The sequence below is a fragment of the uncultured Erythrobacter sp. genome, from assembly GCF_947492365.1.
Taxonomy (GTDB): Bacteria; Pseudomonadota; Alphaproteobacteria; order Sphingomonadales; family Sphingomonadaceae; genus Erythrobacter.
Genome location: NZ_CANLMB010000002.1, coordinates 277,823 through 297,208, shown reverse-complemented (window position 1 = coordinate 297,208; position 19,386 = coordinate 277,823). Strand labels below are relative to the sequence as shown.

General features: G+C 61.0%; 17 protein-coding genes. 5 read left to right on the top strand and 12 right to left on the bottom strand.

The genetic code is table 11. The annotated features are described in order from the left end of the window. Positions 1-69: 69 nt before the first annotated feature. Positions 70-1,149 (top strand): VacJ family lipoprotein, encoded by a 1,080-nt coding sequence (locus tag Q0887_RS12760; protein WP_299195981.1) that lies wholly within the window; start codon positions 70-72, stop codon positions 1,147-1,149. A gap of 24 nt (positions 1,150-1,173) precedes the next feature. Here Q0887_RS12760 and Q0887_RS12755 read toward each other — a convergent pair whose 3' ends face one another. The 8 genes from Q0887_RS12755 to rpe form a co-directional block, all read right to left on the bottom strand. Beyond that, positions 1,174-1,749, bottom strand: coding sequence for a hypothetical protein (locus Q0887_RS12755; protein ID WP_299195979.1), 576 nt, complete (start codon positions 1,747-1,749; stop codon positions 1,174-1,176). Then, positions 1,749-3,671: a 1-deoxy-D-xylulose-5-phosphate synthase gene (gene dxs, locus Q0887_RS12750; RefSeq protein WP_299195978.1), complete on the bottom strand. Its 1,923-nt coding sequence runs from the start codon at positions 3,669-3,671 to the stop codon at positions 1,749-1,751. Before dxs ends, Q0887_RS12755 begins: the two co-directional genes overlap by 1 nt. A gap of 80 nt (positions 3,672-3,751) precedes the next feature. Then, complete coding sequence (locus Q0887_RS12745; protein ID WP_299195976.1) at positions 3,752-4,219, bottom strand: transcriptional repressor; 468 nt, start codon at positions 4,217-4,219, stop codon at positions 3,752-3,754. 63 nt (positions 4,220-4,282) lie between these two features. Continuing rightward, positions 4,283-4,957, bottom strand: a complete 675-nt coding sequence (msrA, locus tag Q0887_RS12740) for a peptide-methionine (S)-S-oxide reductase MsrA (RefSeq protein ID WP_299195974.1) — start codon at positions 4,955-4,957, stop codon at positions 4,283-4,285. Further along, positions 4,954-5,145 carry a hypothetical protein gene (locus Q0887_RS12735; RefSeq protein ID WP_299195972.1) on the bottom strand — a complete coding sequence of 64 codons (192 nt, stop codon included), beginning with the start codon at positions 5,143-5,145 and terminating at the stop codon, positions 4,954-4,956. Before Q0887_RS12735 ends, msrA begins: the two co-directional genes overlap by 4 nt. Positions 5,146-5,617: 472 nt before the next feature. Next, on the bottom strand, positions 5,618-7,207 hold the full coding sequence (purH, locus tag Q0887_RS12730) for a bifunctional phosphoribosylaminoimidazolecarboxamide formyltransferase/IMP cyclohydrolase (RefSeq protein WP_299195970.1): 1,590 nt from the start codon (positions 7,205-7,207) through the stop codon (positions 5,618-5,620). 275 nt (positions 7,208-7,482) lie between these two features. After that, complete coding sequence (locus Q0887_RS12725) at positions 7,483-9,357, bottom strand: heparinase II/III family protein (RefSeq protein ID WP_299195968.1); 1,875 nt, start codon at positions 9,355-9,357, stop codon at positions 7,483-7,485. Then, positions 9,357-10,016, bottom strand: coding sequence for a ribulose-phosphate 3-epimerase (rpe, locus tag Q0887_RS12720; protein ID WP_299195966.1), 660 nt, complete (start codon positions 10,014-10,016; stop codon positions 9,357-9,359). The genes Q0887_RS12725 and rpe overlap by 1 nt, the downstream gene beginning before the upstream one ends. A gap of 292 nt (positions 10,017-10,308) precedes the next feature. Here rpe and Q0887_RS12715 point away from each other — a divergent pair, with 292 nt between their 5' ends. After that, positions 10,309-10,845: a DUF2141 domain-containing protein gene (locus tag Q0887_RS12715; RefSeq protein WP_299195964.1), complete on the top strand. Its 537-nt coding sequence runs from the start codon at positions 10,309-10,311 to the stop codon at positions 10,843-10,845. On the opposite strand, the gene Q0887_RS12710 is transcribed toward Q0887_RS12715, so the two are convergent. Together Q0887_RS12710 and Q0887_RS12705 are read right to left on the bottom strand one after the other, a co-directional pair. Further along, complete coding sequence (locus Q0887_RS12710; protein ID WP_299195962.1) at positions 10,842-11,750, bottom strand: hypothetical protein; 909 nt, start codon at positions 11,748-11,750, stop codon at positions 10,842-10,844. The two genes, Q0887_RS12715 and Q0887_RS12710, sit on opposite strands and share 4 nt — an antisense overlap. An 18-nt stretch (positions 11,751-11,768) precedes the next feature. Then, positions 11,769-12,806, bottom strand: a complete 1,038-nt coding sequence (locus tag Q0887_RS12705; RefSeq protein WP_299195960.1) for a diacylglycerol kinase family protein — start codon at positions 12,804-12,806, stop codon at positions 11,769-11,771. Positions 12,807-13,002: 196 nt separating this feature from the next. Here Q0887_RS12705 and Q0887_RS12700 point away from each other — a divergent pair, with 196 nt between their 5' ends. The 3 genes from Q0887_RS12700 (at position 13,003) to Q0887_RS12690 (ending at position 17,832) form a co-directional block, all read left to right on the top strand. Then, the gene (locus Q0887_RS12700; protein ID WP_299195958.1) at positions 13,003-14,211 is read left to right on the top strand and encodes a M20 family metallopeptidase; all 1,209 of its coding nucleotides are present in this window, start codon (positions 13,003-13,005) and stop codon (positions 14,209-14,211) included. A 97-nt stretch (positions 14,212-14,308) separates the two neighbouring features. Then, positions 14,309-15,613, top strand: a complete 1,305-nt coding sequence (locus tag Q0887_RS12695; protein ID WP_299195956.1) for a FecR domain-containing protein — start codon at positions 14,309-14,311, stop codon at positions 15,611-15,613. Between the two features lie 53 nt (positions 15,614-15,666). Beyond that, positions 15,667-17,832 (top strand): CHASE2 and HATPase_c domain-containing protein, encoded by a 2,166-nt coding sequence (locus tag Q0887_RS12690; RefSeq protein ID WP_299196750.1) that lies wholly within the window; start codon positions 15,667-15,669, stop codon positions 17,830-17,832. A gap of 19 nt (positions 17,833-17,851) precedes the next feature. Here the strand turns inward: Q0887_RS12690 and Q0887_RS12685 are convergent, their stop codons facing one another. Continuing rightward, positions 17,852-18,391 (bottom strand): hypothetical protein, encoded by a 540-nt coding sequence (locus Q0887_RS12685; RefSeq protein WP_299195955.1) that lies wholly within the window; start codon positions 18,389-18,391, stop codon positions 17,852-17,854. A 25-nt stretch (positions 18,392-18,416) separates the two neighbouring features. Continuing rightward, positions 18,417-19,118: a response regulator transcription factor gene (locus Q0887_RS12680; RefSeq protein WP_299195953.1), complete on the bottom strand. Its 702-nt coding sequence runs from the start codon at positions 19,116-19,118 to the stop codon at positions 18,417-18,419. Positions 19,119-19,386: the final 268 nt, after the last annotated feature.

Below are 19,386 nucleotides of genomic sequence, written 5' to 3'. Positions count from 1 at the left end.
TAGTGTGCTAGTGTGAACTATGCGCCCGCGTGTTACGCTAAGTGCCTCTGTTTCGGAAAGTTTAGCTGAATGCCCAACTCGACCCTGATCGTTTTGACGTCCCCGATGCTGCTTGGACCGGCACCTGCAGTCGATGTAGCGGCGGCGGCTGCAATTGTGCCGCCTGCTATTGCCGCGCAAGAGGTCTCATTCAAACGGCCAGAATTGTTGCCGATCAGCTGGTCGCTTGTCGCAGGTCAGGAGCAAGGCGATCCCCCCGTTGGCAGTGCTCCCGAAGCCGGTGATGAACTTGAAGGCCAGGACGAGACGGGGAACGAAATCGTGGTCGAGGGTGATTACGGTCCGGTCGAGGCTGGTCCGGTGGCGGCTTTTAACGAGACAAGCTACCGGATCACGCAGGACCTGGATTCCGCGATCACCGGACCGCTGGCATATGGCTATCGCGACGGTTTGCCCGGCCCGATCCGTGACGGGCTCGGCAATGTCGTGCGCAATTTGCGCGAACCGGTCAATTTCCTGAATTTTCTGCTCCAGTTCAAAATCGGCGATGCGTTTGAGACTTTGGGACGCTTTGCAATCAACTCGACCATCGGCCTTGGCGGATTGATCGATGTCGCAGCCACTTCCAACATCGACCTGCCCTATCGCCGCAACGGCTTTGCCAACACGATGGGCTATTACGGAGTCGGGTCAGGCACCTATCTCTATCTGCCGATCACCGGCGCGACGAGCCTTCGCGATATTATCGGCGATACGCTCGATCAGGCAGTGGTCCCGTTCGCCGTGGGCAAGCCCTTCAACACGCCCGAATATGGGGTGCCCTACTTCATCGTGAGCAATCTCGAAGCGCGGCTTGAAGTCGATCAGGAGCTGGAGCGGATCGGGGAAACGATCGATCCCTATGCTGCCCGCCGCGACACCTACCTCTATCGCCGCGAGCGCGAGATCGCCGAGTTACGCGGGGTGGAACCGCCACCGCCTCCAGCGATCCTGCGCGAAATCGAGGAAGGCCTCGACGCGATCGAATATGACGATGATTTTGAAGCGCCGGCTGTGCCAGACGACACGCCGCAAGCTATGATCGATCACCAGCGCGAGCTGCCGCCGATTGAGGTCGCGGTGATGATCACCCAGCCGCGGAGACGCTAACCAGCTCTTTATTCGGACCTGGGGTTACTTCCGGTGCGGCACAAGATCACTTCTGGCCGAAGCTCCGCGCGCGCGCATTTCCATTTCAAAGTCCGTTGGCACCCGAAAATCGTGAATAGCATTGTAGACGTCGTTGGCGGTGCAATCGAGGAGTGATGTCCAAATCCAGAGATCGCCGAAGTATTGCCGCGCCGATTGGCTGTTAATGCGGATCAGGAAACGGCGCCACTGGCTCTGGATCGGAAATCGCTCCGGCTTCACTATGCCGAAGATGATTCGTCCGCTGGTTTCATGGATTCCCACGAGCGAGCGCAGCGGAATTGCGCTGGTATGATGTGACCTGACATAAATACCGGCCTGATCAATACGCAGTTGGACTCGCCTGTCGAACATCAAACGCAAAAAACTGGCGAATATCCCAGCTATAAGCAGGCAAGCGATCAGAGCCGCTGCGAAATTTAGACTCATTCCAGCTTGGGCAGCTTCGAGAAGCCAGTAGCCCGATATGGCAAGGATTGGCACCAACAAGCCCATCCAGCCCAGCAGCTTAATGAGAGAGTACCGCGCTTCCAACGGCGCTATCGTAGCGCCCACTGACATTAGGCCCGCGCTTCTTCGACACCTTGCGAATTGTGCTTGAGCGCCTTGAGCACTGTCTCGACAATATGCGGGGCGGTGAGGCCAGCCTGCTCATACTGCTTCTCCGGCGAATCCTGATCTTGGAAGGTATCGGGCAAGCGCATGGTGCGAACCTTCAATCCGCCATCCGTTAGCCCTTCATCACTGGCAAAGGTCAGCACATGCGCGCCCAGCCCGCCAATTGCGCCTTCTTCGACCGTCACCACGACTTCATGCGTGCGCATCAGGCGCTCGATCAGTGCTGTGTCGAGCGGCTTGGCAAAGCGCATGTCGGCAACGGTGGTTGATAGGCCGCGAGCTTCCAGCGTGTCGGCAGCCTTCCGGGCTTCTGCAAGCCGCGCGCCCAGAGACAGGATCGCCACTTTGGAGCCTTCACGGACCACGCGGCCCTTACCGATCTCAAGCTTCTCCGGAGTTTCAGGGAGAGGCACTCCGATGCCGTTTCCGCGCGGATAGCGGAAGGCAATCGGGCCGTCGTCATGTTCGGCAGCCGTGTAGGTCATGTGGGCCAGCTCCGCCTCATCGGCTGCGGCCATCACCACCATATTGGGCAGAGTCGCCAGATAGGTGATGTCGAAAGAACCTGCATGGGTCGATCCATCCGCGCCGACCAGTCCCGCGCGGTCAATCGCAAAGCGAACCGGCAAGTTCTGAATCGCGACATCATGGACCACCTGGTCATAGGCGCGCTGCAGGAAGGTCGAGTAGATCGCCGCAAAGGGCCGCATGCCTTGCGCGGCGAGGCCTGCGGCGAAGGTCACACCGTGTTGTTCCGCGATGCCAACGTCAAAGCTGCGCTCGGGATGCGCCTTGGCAAAGCGGTCCACCCCGGTTCCCGAAGGCATCGCCGCAGTGATCGCGCAAATACGACTGTCGGTTTCGGCCAGCTTGGCGAGCGTATCACCGAAGACATTCTGGTAAGCGGGCGGGCCTGCCGAACCCTTCTGCTTCTCGCCGGTGATGACGTTGAATTTGGGCACGCCGTGATACTTGTCGGACGCTTGTTCTGCGTATTTGTAGCCCTTGCCCTTTTTGGTCACGACATGGATCAGCACCGGACCTTCGGAGGTGTCGCGCACATTTTCGAGCACGGGGATCAGATGGTCGAGATTGTGCCCGTCAATCGGGCCGACATAGTAGAAGCCCAGCTCTTCAAAGAGCGTCCCGCCGGTCACCATGCCGCGGGTGTATTCCTCGGCCTTGCGCACGCCCTCGTGCATACGGCGGCTCATCTTCTTGATCGCTTTGGACGCGAGGCTGCGCAGGCCAAGATACTCGCTCGAGGAGACCATCCGCGCGAGGTAGGCTGACAGGCCGCCCACCGGAGGCGCGATCGACATGTCATTATCGTTGAGGATCACCACCAGACGATTGCCCGCCTGAGCTGCATTGTTCATCGCCTCATAGGCCATGCCAGCGCTCATCGCGCCGTCGCCTATGACAGCAATACCGCGCCCCGGCTCATCCTTGAGCTTGTTCGCAACCGCAAAGCCAAGCGCTGCGGAAATCGACGTCGAGCTATGCGCTGCGCCGAACGGGTCGTATTCGCTCTCGCTGCGCTTGGTGAAACCCGAAAGCCCGCCGCCCTGACGAAGCGTGCGGATCCGGTCACGCCGTCCGGTCAGGATTTTGTGCGGGTAACATTGGTGCCCGACATCCCAGACCAGCTTGTCGTCCGGCGTGTTGAACACATAGTGGATCGCCACGGTCAGTTCGACCACGCCGAGGCCCGATCCCAGATGTCCGCCCGACGTGCTCACAGCATCGATCATCTCGGCGCGCAGCTCGTCGGCCAATTGGCGGAGCTGATCGGGTTTGAGTTGGCGGAGTTCGTCAGGCGTAGGGACCTGATCCAGCAGCGGAGTTTCGGGAGGGACACTCATAAGGCGGTGCTCTAGACCTTTAATTCTGAACTGTCGATAAACGGCTTATCGCTCAAAAAACACGGTTCGTCGCTGCACGCTCAAGCGCAAAGTCGGCAAAGCCCGCGGATTTCAAGCACAGGCCGCTCTGCTTTGAAACTCCGCGATGCTGCGAGAGCGCGAACCGATTTGCTCACATCCTCGTCGTCGACATGGCTCGCCTCACCGCATTCGTCGCAGACGAGAAAGATGCAATCATGCTCGCAGCCCGGATGGGTGTTGGCGAGAAAGGCGTTGGAGCTTTCGACCCGCAGCGCGAGATTGTTCGCCACGAACAGGTCGAGGATACGATAGATCGAGTTGGGCGCGACGCGTTTGCCGCGCGCCTTCGACAGATTATCGGCAATGTCATAGGCCGATGCTGGGCGTTCATGCGTGGCGAGTTCGCTGAACACCGCCTCGCGCATGCTGGTCCATTGCTCGCCCGATGCGGTCAATGCATCGCGGGCTGCGGCAATCAGGCTTTCGCCCGAATGCTCTTCGTGGGAATGATGATGTGCGCTTGCCATAGACGCGAATATAGGCGTGCAAGCGGGTTTGCGCCAGCCATGGCGCACAGGCTTTCTCGGGGCTTAGCCGTCGCGCAGGAAGTTTGCTCGAAAATCGCTCGGGAACATGCGGCGTAGTGCCTCGATTTTCGGCGCATCCCAGCGAATGATGTAACGGCTGCGCGGGTTCTTCACCATGTAGTCTTGGTGGTAGGCTTCCGCCGGATAGAAGACGCGCTCGCGTTCGATCCGCGTAACGATTGGCCGGTTCCAAACGCCCGAACGCCCCATCTGCGCCAGATAAGCCTCCGCGACCGCACGCTGTTCGGCGCTCGTGGGGATCAGCGCGCTGCGATAATGCGCGCCAACATCGGGCCCTTGTCGGTTGCGCAAGGTCGGGTCGGCGACGACTGAGAAGAAGATGCGCAGCAATTCGTCGTAACGGATGACATAGGGGTCGTATGTGATCCGCACGGCTTCGGCATGCTGGGTGCCGCCAGCAACGATCCGGCGATATTGCGCGGTTGCGGCCGAGCCGCCGTGATAGCCGCTTTCGGCAGAACGCACACCGCGCACATGGCTGAATACGCCTTCGACACCCCAGAAGCACCCGCCTGCAAAGATCGCGGTCTTCAGGCCCGCTCCTTCCTTGGCGATGCGTGAGGGGGCGGGGGCGTTGACCGGTTCATCGAGCGCGAAGGCTGGGCTTGCAGGGATCGCAAGCGCCAGTGCGGCGGCAAAAATCCGGGCTCGGATCACTCGCTTGAATCCAGCGGCGCGATCAGAAAGTCGTCCGCAGGCTGCGGCGCTTCAAGCGGCTGTGCGGCGCGCGCGGGAGACTCGATGCCGGAACCCCAATCGCCGATTGTAGCGGCAGCCACCATCAACGCTCCGGCCAGAAAGCCGAGGCCGAAATTGCGGTAAAGATCTTCGGAAAAGAGGTTCATGGATTGTCTCACGCGGGGTTGCTCATCTTCGTTGCCGTTCGATTATTCGCCGAGCACTTGCGGCTGAATGAACAACCGGTCTCTTGCGACAATTCGATACGAACCGTGTTTTAGTTACGGTAGAACTCGGAAAAAGATGGTTAATGAAGCGGAAATTTCATTCCTGTGAGGCAGATCTGGACCACGCAGGTCGCATTTTTTGCAAAATTCGCTCAGGGCGCAAAGTACTGCTTCGCTTGAGATAAAGAGGGATTGCGGGGGCGCGATGTGTCAACTTTCGAAAAGTCTCATTTGAAGCCATGAACAGGGCCAGTTGGAGCGCACAAAAATACCGCGCCACCCGCGTGTAGGAAAGCCCCGATAACCTGGTCACGGCAGTCATAGGACGCCTACGAATGGGCGCCCGCCCGCAGCGGGCGCGGCTTGCCGCGGGTCTAGCGAGGACGAAGACGCGGAGGCGTCTTCGCAAACATCAATGCCTGAAGTGGCGCATTCCGGTGAAGACCATGGCAAGTCCTGCCTCGTCAGCAGCAGCAATCACCTCGTCATCGCGGATTGAACCGCCGGGTTGGATCACAGCAGTGGCTCCGGCTTCGGCAGCGGCGATCAAGCCGTCTGCGAAGGGGAAGAATGCGTCAGAGGCCACCGCGCTTCCGGCAGTCTTGGCCGCAGCCCATTCATAGGTTTCGGCAGCTTCCTGCGCCTTGATTGCGGCGATCCGCGCTGAATCGCGGCGGTTCATCTGGCCCGCACCGATTCCCGCAGTCGCGCCGTCCTTGGCATAGACAATCGCGTTCGACTTGACGTGACGCGCGACCGTCCAGGCGAAGAGGCAGTCCTTCAATTCCTGCGGGGTCGGCTCGCGCTTGGTGACAATTTTGAGGTCAGCCTCGGTCACCGCGCCATTGTCGCGCGACTGGACCAGCAATCCGCCTGCGATGGTCTTGACCGCGAGCCCGCCGCGCCGCGGGTCAGGAAGGGTGCCGCATTCGAGCAAGCGCAAATTCTTCTTGGCTGCGAAGACCTCGCGCGCTTCGGCGCTAACCTTGGGCGCGATCACCACTTCGGTGAAGATGCTGGCAATGGCCTCTGCCGTCGCGCCATCCAGTTCGGTGTTGACCGCCACGATCCCGCCAAAGGCCGAAACGCTGTCGCATTGCAGCGCGTCATTCCATGCGTCGAGCAAGCTTGCGCCCTGCGCCACACCGCAGGGATTCGCGTGCTTGACGATCACCACCGCCGGATCGCCACCAGCGAATTCTGCCGCCAGTTCAAGCGCGGCATCGGCATCGTTGAGGTTGTTGTAGGACAATTCCTTGCCCTGCAATTGTTCGGCCTGCGCGACGCCCGCAACATGCGGCCCGGTGGGGGTGTAGAACGCCGCCATCTGGTGCGGATTCTCGCCATAGCGCAGCACTTGCGGAGCCTTGCCGTTAACGGCCAGAAATTCGGGGAACATCTGCTGCTGGTCGGCAAAACCGAACCACTGGCTGATCATCGAATCGTAAGAAGCCGTGGCGGCAAAGGCGCGCGCTGCCATCTTTTTCCGGAATTCCAGCGACGTCGCGCCGTCATTCGCCTCAAGCTCCACGAGCAGCGTTCCGTAGTCCGCCGGATCGGTGATGATCGTCACAAATCCGTGGTTCTTTGCCGCAGAGCGCACCATGCTCGGCCCGCCAATGTCGATATTCTCGATGATTTCAGGGCGTTCAGCCCCGCGCATAACGGTCGCTTCGAACGGGTAGAGGTTGACCACAACCAGATCGATTGCGCCGATTTCATGCTCTTTCATCGAGGCGACGTGATCGTCATTGTCGCGCAGGGCGAGCAAGCCGCCATGAACCTTGGGGTGGAGCGTCTTGACCCGACCGTCCATCATTTCCGGAAAGCCGGTGAGGTCGGAAACATCGCGCACTTCGAGGCCCGCTTCGCGCAATGCCCGCGCCGTGCCGCCGGTGCTGACCAGTTCGACGCCGCGCGCCGCGAGCGCCGTGCCCAGCTCTACCAAACCTTCTTTATCGGACACCGAAAGCAGCGCCCGTTTGATAGTCGTCGATGTCATGACAGGTCGTAAACTCCTAAAGGGCACCTTCGAGGCGCCGGAATGACAAACATATTGGGCGAAAGCGCGCGCCAGGAAGGCTGGTTGCCTTTCCAAGCGCGTTTTTGGTCGAAATGGAAGTCATTCCCGCGTCCTAATAGGATTTGATCAAAATGGCCCATCCCATCGTCGAAAAGGCTTGAAAGACCGCCGGTATTCCTGCGCCTTTCCTTCTCGTGCTGGGCCATTTTGACTCAAACCTCGATGGTGTCCTTTAGGAGTTTACGACCTAGCTCTTATCCCATTTTCTTGAGGAGCCAGCTGAACTGCCCCCCGCCGCGCGATGTGAGGCCCTCTATCACCAATTGCTCGGTTGCGTGAGGGCGTCCTTCGCCATCTACCCACAGACTGTCTTCGGCTGACAGTTTGACGTCGTCCTTGCCCGCCGGATCGCTGCGCAGGCGGAATTGCCACAGCTTGCCATCGGCGGTGAGCAGGCTCGCCCCGCGCCCGTCTTCGCTCAAATGCGCTTCGACCCCGCGCCCGAGATGGAAGCGGATCGCAAAGCCGACTTTGCCGCGCTTGCCCTTGCGGCTGACCGGCAGGAGGATGTCTTCGCCTGACAGCTCGGTGCCGTCCGCGCGCAGGGTCAACATGCGGCGATGGGTGAGGCCAAAGCGGGCGGCATAGCCGTCATGACTGGCCTCGACACGGGTTGCCTCGCGGCCCTTCTGCTCGATCACGCGGCGCTCGACTTCGACAGTCTCCGCGCCCTTACCGAGCTTGCCGTGGAGCAGGACTGCCGTCGAATTGGCGTCATCAAGGACCAGCGTCGAATGCGCCGCCGTGGCGCGCAGGCCCTGTCCGATGCGGGCAGGCACTTGCCCGCCTGCCAAAGCCGCGCCGCCGCAATTGACGATCAGACGCGAGGTGCCATCGGACATCTCGAACGCCAATGTCGATGCGCAGCCGCAGCGCGTGTGCCGCGCGCGAGGCGGCGGACCGGCGTCAAACTGCACCACCGTCTTTTTGCCGCGCAGGCGCTGATAGCCCCAATGCTGCGGCTCGTTGAGCGCGCGGGTGCGGATCCCGGTGGCAGCAATCAGGCTCGCCACTTCGTCAGCTGGAATAGCTCCCTGCCCCTGCCACGAACCGAGCGCACCATCGCCGTGGCGCAGCGCCAGCAAGGGCGGGACCAGAAGCTCGCGCATGACCCAGATCGCTTCAGGGGCCTCGCGGCCTACGGCTTCGTAGCAGGCGATCAGATCGGTGAGCACGCGGATCGCGGTCATCTGCGCGGCCGGACAGCGGGCGAGCGAGCCGCCATCTTCGGCCACCAGATCACCCAGTGATTTGATCAACGCCGCTTCGCCATAGAGCCTGCGCGGCTTGCCTTTGGGAAGCAAAAGACCCGCTGCCGTCACCGCCGCCCATCCGGCAACCTGCCCCAGCCCTGCGCCATTGCGCACAGTCTTGCGGTCGAGCCAGTTTGCCGTCTCTGCCAAAGCGGCAAGCAGGCGCGGTTTGAGCGCCCCATCCTGTCCCGCGAGAACCAACGGCGCGTGGACCAGCCACGCCATCAGGCGCAGGCCGGTGTTCTCGACATCCCATGCGGGCCCCTTGGCCGGTGAGGGATTGGCGTCGAGCCACAGACCAGTGATCCGCTCGGCAATCGCGATACAATCCGCGCGCGGCGCGCTCGCAGCGAGATCGGTGAGCCAGGAGAAACTGTGAACCACCCGCTCAAGCCCGGGATTGTGCCGCGCATTGCTGTCGAAATCGAGCTGACCGATAGGCGTTTTGGCGCCATGGACGAGGAAATGGCCTGCCCTGAGCGCAATACCAGCGGTGCGGTCACCCGTGACCGGACTCATGACCGTCGCCAGAACGCGCGTCGCAGTGGGCCTGCGGAAAGGCGCGGCCAGTGCATGGCCGGGTACACCCATTCGATAGGCCAGCCGGATCAGGGCCTCGCCCGGCTTGCTGCGCGGCGCGATGACATCGGTCAGAGCAAGCGCGCGGGCGGTTTCGTGCCCGACTTCGCCATCATCGATGGCGGAGCTTTCCTCGCGCTGCGGCTCTGCCTCGCCGCCGAGCCCGACTGCCGCCGCCTCAGCGGAAATAGGTTCAAATTCGGCTTCGACGGGCTCTTTGTTGAAGAGGGTCGCCATCAGCCCTGACCCTTGAGCGCAGCAATATTGGCCGCGTATTGGCCGGGGCCGCCCTTGAAGGTTGCGGAGCCTGCGACCAGCACATCTGCGCCAGCCTCGACGCACAATCTGGCGGTTTCAGGGTTCACGCCGCCATCGACCTCTAGGTGGATGTCCCGTCCTGATGCTTCGATCATTGCGCGAATGCGGCGCACTTTCTCAAGCTGCGAATGGATAAAGCTCTGCCCGCCAAAGCCGGGATTGACGCTCATCACCAGCACCAGATCAACCAGGTCCATCAGATTGTCGAGCACTTCAACCGGCGTGCCCGGATTGATCACCGCGCCCGCTTTCTTGCCCAGCGAACGGATCGCTTGCAGCGTGCGGTGGACATGCGGTCCCGCCTCGGGATGGACGGTGATGATATCCGCGCCCGCTTCGGCAAAGGCCTCCAGATAGGGATCGACCGGCGAAATCATCAGGTGGACGTCAAAGACCTTGTCCGTATGCGGCCTCAGCGCCTTTACGACATCGGGGCCGATCGTGATGTTCGGCACGAAATGCCCGTCCATCACATCGATGTGAATCCAGTCCGCCCCCGCCTCATCGACGGCGCGCACTTCTTCGCCTAGCCGCGCAAAGTCGGCTGACAGGATGGATGGGGAAATCAGCGGTGGCATGGTTAATCGGCGAGCCTTTTCGACTGCACTTTGCCTTAGGGTAGGCGTGATTCGCGCAGCAAGCGCGCTTGCGAGGCTTTTCCCCGCCCTTTTTCATATGCGTTACAATCATTTTCACCCTGTGGAGGGTGGTTTACACATTTACCCCTGCTCTCTGACTCGCCAGTTCAGCCGTAATTCAGCACCAATCGGGCAGTTGCCAGTCATATTCTTGCGGCAAAATAGTGCTTTGAAAGAAGCGTCAGAAGAAAAATGGGCGCGCCGCTCCAATCGATATGTTAGGCAGGGTAAGATGGTTTCGAATTTGCGGATCAGGATGATGGCTGGCGGGCTGAGCGCTGCGGCGCTGATGGCTCTTGGCGCATCGGGCGTGAGTGCGCCTGCCGCCGCGCAAGCGTCAAGCGGCAGCGATTATCGCAATATCATCTCCAACAATATGCGCGCCTGTGCGCCGGGCGCAGGCCCTGCGATCCGCGTGACGATCAACGGGGTGAAAAGCTCCACCGGCAGGATCCGCGCGCAGGTCTATAACGGCACAAGCGCCGACTGGCTCGAAAGCGGGCGCTGGCTTAACCGGATCGAACTGCCTGCAAGGCGCGGACGCATGACCGTTTGCCTGCCTGTGCCGGCCAGCGGCAATTACGCCGTCGCGATCCGCCATGACGTCAATGGCAATGGCGAAACCGACATTCGCACCGATGGAGGCGGCATGTCGAACAATCCGTCGATCAACATCTTCAACCTCGGCAAGCCCGGCGTCGACCAGACACGTTTCAGCGTTGGCGGCGGAGTGCGCTCGATCGCGGTGACGATGAAGTATTTCAGCTAGGAGCGATTGCTCTTGCGGTGCTTCCTAAGCGCCCACAACACACCCGGCGCTGATAGGACCGGGTGCTTTTCCCGAAAGGGCGTCACTTCGACCGGCATGCCGGTGTGCCGCTCGATCTTCCAAGCAGCATAACGCGCGGCACCCTCAAAAGTCGTGCTCGCTTTCACCAGCCGCGCGAAATTGAGCGGTTTGCCGAGCCTGCGGCGCCGTTTCCACCAAGCCAGAACACGCATGCGCTCGCTCGCGGCGAGGCTGGGCGTGATCCGTTCGCCATTTTCGGTGAAAGCGATTCCAGCAGCCTCAAGCGCGAGCGGGAGCAGACCTGCGAAATGCGCCGCATTGACGCTCAATATGTCATTCTCGCGCCCGGGCTTTTCGACCCGAAACTCGGCCTTGTACGTCGCCTGAAACAGCGCGCGCCAATATTCATCGGCGCTGCCCGATTGCGGGCCGAGCGCGACCGCCAGTCGCGCCGCGGTCTTAGCCGCCGACGCAATCGCTTCGGTCACAGCCTCACGGGCATCATCGCCGCCCTGCCAAACCAGACCCGAAGGCTGGACAAACCGCGCCCAGATTGTCGTGTCGGAAAGTTCTCCGGAAGCAGCTTCGGCGAAGGTTGAAAGCGCCATGGTCGCAACCTTGGCGCGCAAAGTATCGCCGCGATGCTCGCGCTCATGATAGCTAACGCGCGGCCAGATGCGGCTTTGCTCCTCCCCAGGCAGCAGCACATAGAAATCGAGCACCCCTTCGAGCGAGCCAGTGCGCAGGTTCGATCCGTAGAACAGCACCGCGCTCGCCCCGGCATCTTCGGCCAGCGCCCGTGCAAAATCGGCGACTGCCGGATCGACAGGAGCGTCGAGCCGTTCGGAAATACGCTGGGTCAGGGAAGTTGCTGGGCCGGACATTGCGGCGCGCTTGTCGCCCTAGGGCGTTACAAATTCAAGCTCGGGACCCTGCCCGATGCGATATTTGCCCGCAGGAAAGGCTTCGCCGTCGAAAATGAACTGGGCTTCGATGTCGAGCGTGAATTGCGGCGTGCTGATCTGGTGGATGCCGCGTTCGCGCAGCCCGCTCGGCACTTTGCCGCGCAAGACCGACGGAATGAGGAGAATCGAACGGCGCTGAATCTGGTCGAGCACGATCATCTTCAACCCCTTGGTCAGGGGGCCGAACAGTTTGATACCTGCAGGCAGAACCTCCAGCGTGGAGGCCAGCATAAACTGCCTCCAATCGGGCGATCCAAGGCCGCTATGCTCCATCGGGGTTTGCTGCTCACCGAGATGGATTTTCATCGGAGAGCCGCGCCGCCAGGAATTGGTGGGTCCGGCAAAGAACCATTGCAGGATGCCCCAGGCGGCCGTGACACCAACCGCCATCGAGTTGAACGCGCCCAGCTTGTGTGCGCCTTGCCCGGCTTTGGTCGCGGTCGTGAAGGCGCCCGCGCCAAGGATAAAGCCCAGCACCTTGCCCGCTGGAGTATCGCCCTGCGTTGCCACTTCGATTGGGCGGCGGTGGATGCGCTTACCTGCCTGAAAGGCCTCGACCGCTTGCTGCAAAGTCCAGTCGCCCGGCACGCCGAGATCGACGGTCAGCGCGTTAGTCTTGCCTTTGGGTAGGACAGCGATCGCTGGCCAATTCTCGCCGAAAATCCCCGCACCGCAAGTCAGCACATCGCGCACTGTCCCGTCACCGCCATTGATGACCAGCAGATCAATCCCGCGCTGGGCAAATTCAGCCAGCGCCTCTGGCAATTGCGAGCGATCACCGGGCTGCGCGATGTGAACATGCGGAGTGATCCCGCAGTCGAAATCAGCACCCTGGTTACCGTGGCTGCGCGGGTTGTAGATAACACCGACACAGGGCGCTTCGCCTGGGGCCTTTTGCCGACGCGCACGCGCATCGCGCTCCGCATGCTTATCCACATGCGGCACTTGCGCGAATTCGTAGATCGGCGGTGCCATACGAAGTCCTTTACTCAGCGAACGGGGGTTTTGCCACCGCCTTCTTGTGCGGCGCGATACAATCGATGAAGGGTGTCGTTGCCGGGCTACATTGGCGGAGATCGCATTTTGGCAAGGACAAGGTCTGCTCTAGTCTGCGACAATGCGTCGGATTTGGCATTGGCCTAACCGTCAAACCCGCGCTAATCCTGCTCCCATGCTGACCGAAAACCTGCTCAAATCCGCCGACATGCTCGCGCCCGAAATCATTGCGCTGCGACGCGCGATCCATGCCGAACCCGAACTGGGTCTGCACTGCCCGATGACGATGGCCAAAGTGCGCGAGGCGCTCGCCGACCTCCCGCTCGAATGGCGCTCTGGCCCTTCGACAACCGGCGAAGTGGCAACATTGGTGGGCGGCAAAGCAGGCAAGGATAGCCCGCGCGTGCTGCTGCGCGGCGATATGGACGCCTTGCCGATGGACGAGAAGACGGGGCTTGAGTTTGCTTCGACTATCACGGGGCGGATGCATGCATGCGGGCATGACACGCACACCGCGATGCTTGCGGGAGCGGCTCGAGTGCTTTGCGACCGGCGCGAGGAACTGGGCGGAACGGTCGATTTCATGTTCCAGCCGGGCGAGGAGGGCCATCACGGTGCGCGCTTCATGCTGGACGATGGCTTGATCGATCCGCTGCCCGATGCCGCCTTTGCGCTCCACATCATGCCCAATGCGAAATTCGGCGTGCTGGCGGGGCGAGCGGGGCCGCTAATGGCCGCTGCCGACCAGTTCACGATCACTGTCAAGGGCAGAGGTGGTCACGCCTCGATGCCGCATGATTGCGCTGACCCCGTGCCCGCAGCAGCCGCGATTGTCTCCGCCATTCAAGCAATGGTCACGCGCCGCTTCAAAGCCACCAATGCGGTGGTCGTGACAGTCACACGGATCGAGGCCGGAACGACCTTCAACGTCATCCCCGATGATGCGGTGTTGCAGGGCACCATCCGCACATTGTCGGCAGAACACCGCGCCAAAGTGCATGATCTTATCGCCGAAACCGCCACGCTCACCGCAAAGGCGCACGGAGTCGAAGCCACCTGCGAAATTGTGCAAGGATTCCCCGTCACACTGTGCGACGAACGCGCCGTACAGCTCGGCGCCAAGGTCGCGCGCGAGATCGGCGGACGCGATGGCTGGCGCGATCTGGCCGATCCGATCATGGGGGCAGAAGACTTCTCCTATCTGCTCGAAAAAGTGCCCGGCGCGATGTTCTTCCTTGGTGTTGCGCCCGAAGGCGACGATTGGAGCGCGTGCTGCGCAATCCACTCGCCGCGCATGCATGTCGATGAAAGCGCTCTGCCGCGCGGTGTCGCAATGCTGGCGGGTTGCGCGATCGAGTTTATCGATAACGGCTTCGCGTCATAATCCTGCGCGCGTAATTTCTTGTAAGCACTATGCCGCAAAACTGGCGGTTCTGTGCGCTATGTGCGATTGCTCTGTCACCTATAGGGACGGGAAAATCATGCTCAAACTGATCCGAAACTGTGTTGCGGTTGGTGCCGCCGGTTTGCTTGCGCTGAGCGCGGCTCCATCGGCGGCAGAAGAATCCGACGATCTCACCTATACGATCCAGAAGGGTGACACGCTTTACGGGATCAAGGAGCGCTTCCTGCTCGACAGCGTGAATGTGAACGAGCTGCGCGATTACAATCGTGTGCGCAACACCCGAGGCCTGCGGATCAACTCGGCGATCCGCATCCCGCGCGAGATGCTGGAGTTTACACCAGTTGAAATCACAGTGTTCAGGCTCTCCGGCCCGGTGAGCATCGCAGGCACTGGCGCTCAAACGGAGCAGGCCGTGAACGAGGGCGATGTGATCGAGACCCGTCGCAACGGCTTCGTTACTCTGCTGACAAACGAAGGCGCGCGCATTTCGCTGCCGTCCAACACGGCCGCGCGGCTGGTGCGTGCGAGGCGCTATACGCTGGGCAATACTCTCGATCTGGATTTCAAGGTCGAGCGCGGACGGGCAAGCGCCAGCTCGCCGAGCCTAGAGGGGCAAGACCGGCTGCAAATGCGCACGCCGCTTGCGGTTACGGCGGTGCGCGGGACCGAGTTCCGCGTGGCCTATGATCCTGAAAGCGGTGAGTTCAGCCTAACCGAAGTCACCGAAGGCGAAGTCAATGTCGCAGCCGGAGGCGACCAGATCGCAGCACCCGCCGGCTTTGGCATCGCCAGCAGCGCAGAAGGCGTCGGCGAGCCGCAGGCCTTGCTGGGCGCGCCCGAATTCATCAATGGCGGAGCGATCCAGACCGGAGAAGCGCTCGAATTTGCAATTGAACCGATAGCCAATGCGGTAGGCTACCGCGTCCAGCTGGCGCGCGAAGCAGGCTTTCTCGATGTCATCAACGAGCAGCGCGTCGATGGTACGCAAACAACATTCACTGACATCGATGATGGCCGCTATTTTGTTCGCGGGCGGGCTATAGCCGCAAACGGCCTCGAAGGGGGTTCAGAAGCCTATACCTTCCGCCGCAAGCAACTGGGCGTAGCCGCCGAGGCCGGGCCCGGCGATGACTATGAAGGCTTCCGGTTCGCCTGGCGCGCCAATGGTGAAGGCGAGAGCCTGTTTGCCTTCCAGCTGTGGGACGAAGCCAATCCGCAGACGCTGCTAGTCGACGAGGTCGGCCTTACCGAAACCGAAGTGATCCTTACCGACCTAGAGCGCGGGCGCTATCAATGGCGCGTTGCGGTCGCGCAGGCCGATGCGGAAGAGGGCCTGCTGAAAATCTGGGGCACAGCCGAGACGCTCGTCATAACTGAATAGTCAGACAGGAGCCTTTACGGGGTGGGCCGGAAAGGGAATTTCCATTGAGCACGATGCGGCTCACGATTGAATGGGCAATCCTGCTCGCACTATCGGTGCTGGGCGCTATTGCCCTGCAATCAAGCGAGGCGACACAGCGGATCGATAACCAGCTGCTCGACAAAGTCTCGGCGTTGGCCCGACCCGCATTCAGCGATGATATCGCCATCGTCGCGATTGACGACACCAGCCTCGAAGCGGTGGGCAGCTGGCCGTGGCCGCGCAGTGTGCATGCAGAGCTTGTCAACCAGTTGAGCGATGCTGGCGCGCGGCTGATTGTGCTCGACGTCCTGTTTATCGAAGCCTCAACTCCGCAAGAGGATCAGGCGCTGGCCGATGCAATCGATCGGGCCGGAAATGTCGTGCTCCCGCACAGTTTCGCCGCGCGGGTGAATGCGCAAACAGGGGTCGATCCCTTGATGCCGCTGGCGCAGCTGGAGCGCGCAGCCGCGGGGATAGGCCATGTTGCCGCGTTCCCTGACGCAGACGGCATCTTGCGCCGCTTTGACCTCGAACTTGCCACCGATCGCGGCGCATTTACGCATCTTTCGGTGCGCGCGCTTAAGCATTTGGATGGACAAGAGGGTGCGGCAACCGCCGGAACCGCACTCATCACCTTCCAGCCCGAAGGCAGCATCCAGCACCAGCCCGCGATAGATATTCTGGACGGCTCGTTCCTGCCCGAATTGGTCGAAGGCAAGATCGTTCTGGTCGGCGCAACGGCTTTGGGGATGGGCGACCGGTTCTCGGTCGCTGCAGGCGATGTCGGGCTGATGACCGGGGTGGAAACACAAGCCAACCTGCTCAACGCGCTGATGACAGACGCGCTGATCGAACCGATCAGCGCCTTTTGGCAAAACTCCATCGCGGCGGCGACCTTGGTGGCGCTGTTTATCGCGTTCTGGTTCCTGCCTCCGCGAATGACGCTCTACATCGCAATTGCGCTGGTCGCTGTTCTGCTTGCCACAAGCATCGGCCTGTTGGCCTTGGGTCAGTTGTGGCTGCCGGTTGCGCCCGCGATCATCGTGATCCTGCTCGCCTATCCGCTGTGGAGCTGGCGGCGTTTGACCCGCGTCAGCCGCTATCTCAACCGGGAGGCAAAGCGGATGCGCGGCGACCGGCCTGCGCAGGCCTATGGCGGCATGGAATATGTCGCGCGCCAGGTCGAACGGATGCGCGGCTTGATCCACTCGATTCAGGATTCGCTCGCCTTTCTCAAACAGGTGATCGAGGCCGCACCCGATGCGATGATCGTCATCAATGGGCGCGGGCGGGTCGAAATGCTCAACGAAAGCGCCGCGGGGATCTTTTCGGGCTGGCAAGAGATGGAGGAGCCGACCCTGGACGAATTGATCGTCTTTGGCGGTGCGACCCTGCAACGGTCTGGCAGCGAAATGGTGAGCGAGGACGGGCGCATTTTCCTGATCGCTCGCGCTGCGATGGATAACGAAACCGTGCCTGAATTTGTCGGCGAGATTCTTGCGCTGCGCGAGATTACCGATCTGCGCAGGCTCGATCAGGAGCGCAAGCAGATGCTCGAATTTCTCTCGCACGACATGCGCACGCCGCAGGTCGCGATCATTGGTCTCACCCGCAAGAACGGGCATGGCAATGGCGATGGGAGCGGGAAGTCAGGCGCCGACACCATGGCGCGTATCCGCAAGCAGGCCGACCGAACGCTCAAGCTCGCCGATGACTTTGTCCAGCTCGCGCGGCTCGAAAGCCCCAATCTGCAACTCGAGGATAGCGATATCGGAGCCTTGATCGAGGAGGCCTGCGACCGCGCCTATGTGCTGGCAGAGGCCAAGCAGATCAGCATCGAGCAACACCTACCCGAAGAGCCATGCTTTGCCGATGTCGATGCCTCGCTGATCGCCCGAATGCTCGACAATCTGATTGGCAATGCGGTCAAATATTCGCCGGAAAATTCCGTGATAGAAGTGCGCCTCGAGGCGAATGGCGGCCATCAGCCGCGCATCATAGTGGCCGATAACGGAGCAGGTCTGCCCGAAGCGCGCCTGAAAGATCCCTTTGCCCGTTTTGGCGCGCATGCAACCCATGCTGGGCCAAGCGCGGGACTGGGTCTGGCGCTGGTGAAAAAGGTGGTCGACGCCCATCACGGCACAATCACCGTCGCTTCACGCGAAGGCGAGGGCACCCAGTTCACAATCGCTCTGTAGAATGGGCTGGAAGGCGGGTTCAGCCGCCCAGATATTCCGCAACCAGCCCATCGGCCAGCGCGCGCAGTTCATCCTCGCCAAACTCGCATTCGGTCGCTGTTCCGGTCCCGCGATAGACCAACGCGCCGCTTTGGCGATCAACCAGCATCAATGTCCCGCGCAATTCCTGCGCCTTGCAGCGGTCAAACCGGCGTGAATTGCGCGGCGGCTCGATCCAGTCAGGCCCGGTTTCCAGTGTGGTTGCCGGAGCAGGAGGGCGCTGGATGCCAATTTCGGCAGGTCCTTTGGAGACGGAAAAGTCCGCAACCAGCCGAGCCTCTGGCTGAGGCGTCACCCCGCGGAAGGTGAAAGCATCAAGCAATGCGCCAGCAAACCGCCCGCGCAATGTGCCCGCTTCCTCATCAGCCACAGCGAACACGATTGCATCGCGCGCAGCATCGCTGGCGCTGGTAGTTGACCGGAGTTGGAGCGGCTCGGAAACCGAACAGCCGCCCAGCGCCGATGCGCTCAGAGCCAGACCGGCAAGCGCCAGAACGGATCGCGATCCATCAAGTTTCACAGCAATTCCAGCCCCCGAGAAGAGATCAAACAGCCTCGCTGTTTTCTACAATCTTGTCCATGCGATAGCCGAAACCGAACACGGTTTGAATGGCAAAGCCATGCTTGGGCCGCAATTCGAGTTTCGAGCGGATGCGCGAGACATGCAGATCGAGCGTCCGGCTTTCAACCTGCGGCACGCTGCCCCAGACCTCGCCAAAGATATAGGCTCGTGAAAGCGGCCGGTTGAGATTTTCGAAGAACAGGATCGCCAGTTCGGCTTCCTTGTTGGTGAGGTTGAGGGCCTCACCTTCGCGCGAGATCTGGCGGGTGACCCGGTCGATCTCATATTCGCCGAACTTGGCAAATCGATCGGAGGTCGTGTCTTTCATCCGCCGCGCAGCTGCTTCGATCCGGGCGAGAATGACTTCCTCGCTTTCCGGCTTCACCACATAGTCGATAGCCCCTGCTTCGAGCCCCAGCACCACATCGGACTTGTCAGAGCGGCTGGTGAGCATGATGAAGGCAGGCGGCTTCTGCAGGCTAGTGGTAGCCCATTTCACCAGTTCCAGCCCGGTACGCCCCGGCATGTTCCAGTCGACCAGCACAACATCGCAGGTTTCGCGCTTGAGGAACGTCCCAAGCTCGGTCCCCGAACGGAAACGTTCGCAATGGTGATTGGTCCCGTCAATCGCGTTTCCCAACTGCTCGAGCAGTTCGGGATCGTCATCGGCAATCGCAATTCTCATGTTGGTTTTGCTCTTGTTTGACCTACAACTCTCCCGGCGTAGGCTTCCTGTGCCCCGTTAGAGCGGGAAATTGTAAACTCGGCAAAGGAATGTGCCCAATTCTGGCCACATCTTACAAGAATTTACCAAAAGGGGAGAGCGGAGAAACTGGCGCACCCGAGAGGATTCGAACCTCTGGCCTCTGCCTTCGGAGGGCAGAGTTCATGCACAATCCGGGACAAGCTGAAACATCGAACCTGTTGAATTTGCATCATTCTGTATCCCCGCT